The sequence below is a fragment of the Stenotrophomonas sp. STEN023 genome, assembly GCF_056760135.1.
Map to the genome: position 1 here is coordinate 1 of NZ_JBRREF010000156.1, position 2,844 is coordinate 2,844.

At 65.7% G+C, this 2,844-nt stretch carries 3 protein-coding genes; 1 reads left to right on the forward strand and 2 read right to left on the reverse strand.

The window, feature by feature from the left end:
• Positions 1-183: 183 nt before the first annotated feature.
• Positions 184-1,476 (reverse strand): glutamate-1-semialdehyde 2,1-aminomutase, encoded by a 1,293-nt coding sequence (gene hemL, locus ACVOLV_RS22090; protein WP_481556227.1) that lies wholly within the window; start codon positions 1,474-1,476, stop codon positions 184-186.
• 197 nt (positions 1,477-1,673) lie between these two features.
• Entirely contained in the window at positions 1,674-2,300 is a 627-nt protein-coding gene (gene thiE, locus ACVOLV_RS22095; protein WP_481556228.1) for a thiamine phosphate synthase, read from the reverse strand.
• Positions 2,301-2,369: 69 nt separating this feature from the next.
• Between thiE and ACVOLV_RS22100 the strand changes: the two genes are divergently transcribed.
• Positions 2,370-2,561, forward strand: a complete 192-nt coding sequence (locus ACVOLV_RS22100) for a rubredoxin (RefSeq protein WP_303747299.1) — start codon at positions 2,370-2,372, stop codon at positions 2,559-2,561.
• Positions 2,562-2,844 lie beyond the last annotated feature (283 nt).

A 2,844-nucleotide genomic window follows, 5' to 3' on the forward strand; every position in this document is an offset into this window, starting at 1 on the left:
AAGCTGACCCTGCCCCAGGCCTTGGTCCGCGTGCAATCTGATGCTGCCATTTGCTTCGCGGCTTACGCCGCTCCCACAAACGAATGCGACATCTGCTTCCGATTGCGGGTAACGCTGCTTCGTCAGGACGAGCAGCGTTACCGCATTGAGCCGACCGGCATGTTTGCCGTATCCGCTGCAGGATCAACCCGCCGCTACCACCTTGAACGCCTCGCGCGCTGCAACCAGCGTGGCTTCGATCACCGCATCGTCATGCGCGCTGGACAGGAAGCCGGCCTCGTAGGCCGACGGGGCCAGGAATACGCCGCGTTCCAGCATGGCGTGGAAGAACACGTTGAAGGCCTTGATGTCACAGGCAGTGGCCTGCGCATAGGTCTCGACCTTCTCGCTGCTGAAGAACAGGCCGAACATGCCGCCGACGCGATTGGTGGTCACCGCCACGCCGGCATCGCGCGCTGCCGCTTCCAGGCCATCGCAGAGCGTGTTGGTTGCCGCCGTCAGGCGCTCGTGGAAGCCCGGCGCCTGCACCAGTTGCAGCATCGCCAAACCGGCGGCCATCGCCACCGGGTTGCCGCTCAGCGTGCCAGCCTGATAGATCGGACCGGCCGGTGCGATCTGCGACATCAGCTCGCGACGGCCGCCATAGGCGCCCACCGGCATGCCGCCGCCGATGATCTTGCCGAAGGTGCTCAGGTCCGGGGTGATGCCGTAATGCGCCTGCGCGCCACCCAGGGCAACGCGGAAGCCGGTCATCACTTCGTCGAAGATCAGCAGCGTGCCGTACTGCGTGCACAGCGCGCGCAGATGCTGCAGGTAACCTTCGCGCGGCGGGATGCAGTTGGCGTTGCCCACCACCGGCTCGATGATCAGGCCGGCGATGTCGGCGCCCTGCTGTTCGAACAAGGCAGTGGCGGCTTCGAAGTCGTTGTAGGGCAGGGTCAGGGTGAGTTCGCTCAGCCCGGCCGGCACGCCCGGCGAGGTCGGCACGCCAAGGGTCAGCATGCCGCTGCCGGCCTTGACGAGGAACGAGTCGCCGTGGCCGTGGTAGCAGCCTTCGAACTTGACGATCTTGTTGCGGCCGGTGGCGCCGCGCGCCAGTCGGATTGCCGACAGCGTGGCCTCGGTACCGGAGTTGACCATGCGGACCATTTCGCAGGACGGCACCAACTGGGTAATGGTCTCGGCCATGGTCACTTCGGCCGCGCACGGCGCGCCGAACGACAGCCCATTGCCGATGGTCTCCTGCACGGCCTCGCGCACGCTTGGGTGGTTGTGGCCGACGATCATCGGGCCCCAGGAGCCGACGTAGTCGATATAGGCATTGCCATCCACGTCATGCAGATAGGCGCCATCGGCGCGCTGCACGAAGAAGGGTTCGCCGCCGACCGACTTGAACGCACGCACCGGTGAATTGACGCCACCGGGCAGCAGCGTCTGTGCGCGCGTGAACAGGGCGTGGGATTGGTCGTGGTTCATGCGTAAGTCCTTTGAGGTATCAACAACAACGAAGAGCTGAGCTTGGCGTTAGCCCCTCTCCCGCTTGCGGGAGAGGGGTTGGGGTGAGGGGAAGCTTCCAGCAAGCAAACGTCAAAAGCCCCCTCATCCGCCCCTTTCGGGGCACCTTCTCCCGCAGGCGGGAGAAGGGATGGCAGAGATTAGTGAGGTCTGTAAGGTCATGCGGCCCGGAAACAGCCCCGATAAGCCTCAAGCGCCGCCACCGGATCGGCCTCGCTGAACACGCCACTGATCACCGCGATCAGATCCGCGCCAGCGTCCACCACAGGCCGGCTATTGTCCGGGGTCAAACCACCAATCGCCACCCGCGGCACGCCGAGTGCGGCGCTTTGTCGCAGCAGCTCCGGGTTGGCGCGGCGCGGGGTGACCTTGCTGCGGCTGGGGAAGAAGGCGCCGAAGGCCACATAGCTGGCACCAGCAGCAACCGCGCGCTGGGCGCGCTCGAACTCGTCATAGCAGGACGCGCCAATGATGGCCTGCGGGCCGAGCAGTGCGCGGGCGGCAGCGATGTCGCCGTCGTCTTCCCCCAGATGCACACCGGCAGCGCCGACCTGCTGGGCCAGACTGACGTCATCATTGATGATCAGCGGCACCCCGGCTTCGGCGCACAGCGCCTGCAGCGCGCTGGCCTGGGCCAGACGAGTGGGGGCATCGACCGCCTTGTTGCGGTATTGCAGCCAGGTGGTGCCGGCCAGCAGAGGGCGGACCCGCTCAAGCAGGCGTGCACTGTTGGTTTCGTCGGGGGTGATCAGGTAGACGCCACGGGCGTCGGCGAGCTGTGTCATGTATGGCTACCGGTACGGCGTGGGGAATGTGACAATCAACGCCGCTTCTTTGTCCGGTGATTATCCCCGATGTCCGACGCTACGGCCTCCACCCTGCGCAACTGGATGTGTGTCGTCTGTGGCTTCATCTACAGCGAGGCCGACGGCCTGCCGGAAGAAGGCATCGCCCCCGGCACGCGCTGGGAAGACGTGCCCGACACCTGGACCTGCCCGGACTGCGGCGTGACCAAGGATGACTTCGAGATGGTCGAGCTGGATTGAGCCGCAGCGCGCGATGCTTTGCCTTGTGGGAGCGGCGTCAGCCGCGAAGCCATTACAGCGTCCGAAACCGGTTGTAGGAGCGGCGTCAGCCGCGAAGCCACTGCGGCATCCGAAGCCAGGGATCAACGCAACACCGCTGCAGTAGCGGCTTTGCGCACGGAGCCAAGACGATCCTTCGGTAGCTGAATGTGCTTGGCCGACTTCGGATACCGCAGTGGCTTTGCGGGGGGCCCCCCCCACCCACACCCCGGAGGGGCCCGGAAAAGCAAAAGCGCCGGGCGCC

Coding starts and splice junctions, on each gene's coding strand:
- ACVOLV_RS22100 (WP_303747299.1), top strand. CDS start 2,370: ATGTCCGACGCTACGGCCTCCACCCTGCGCAACTGGATGTGTGTCGTC.
- hemL (WP_481556227.1), bottom strand. CDS start 1,476: ATGAACCACGACCAATCCCACGCCCTGTTCACGCGCGCACAGACGCTG.
- thiE (WP_481556228.1), bottom strand. CDS start 2,300: ATGACACAGCTCGCCGACGCCCGTGGCGTCTACCTGATCACCCCCGAC.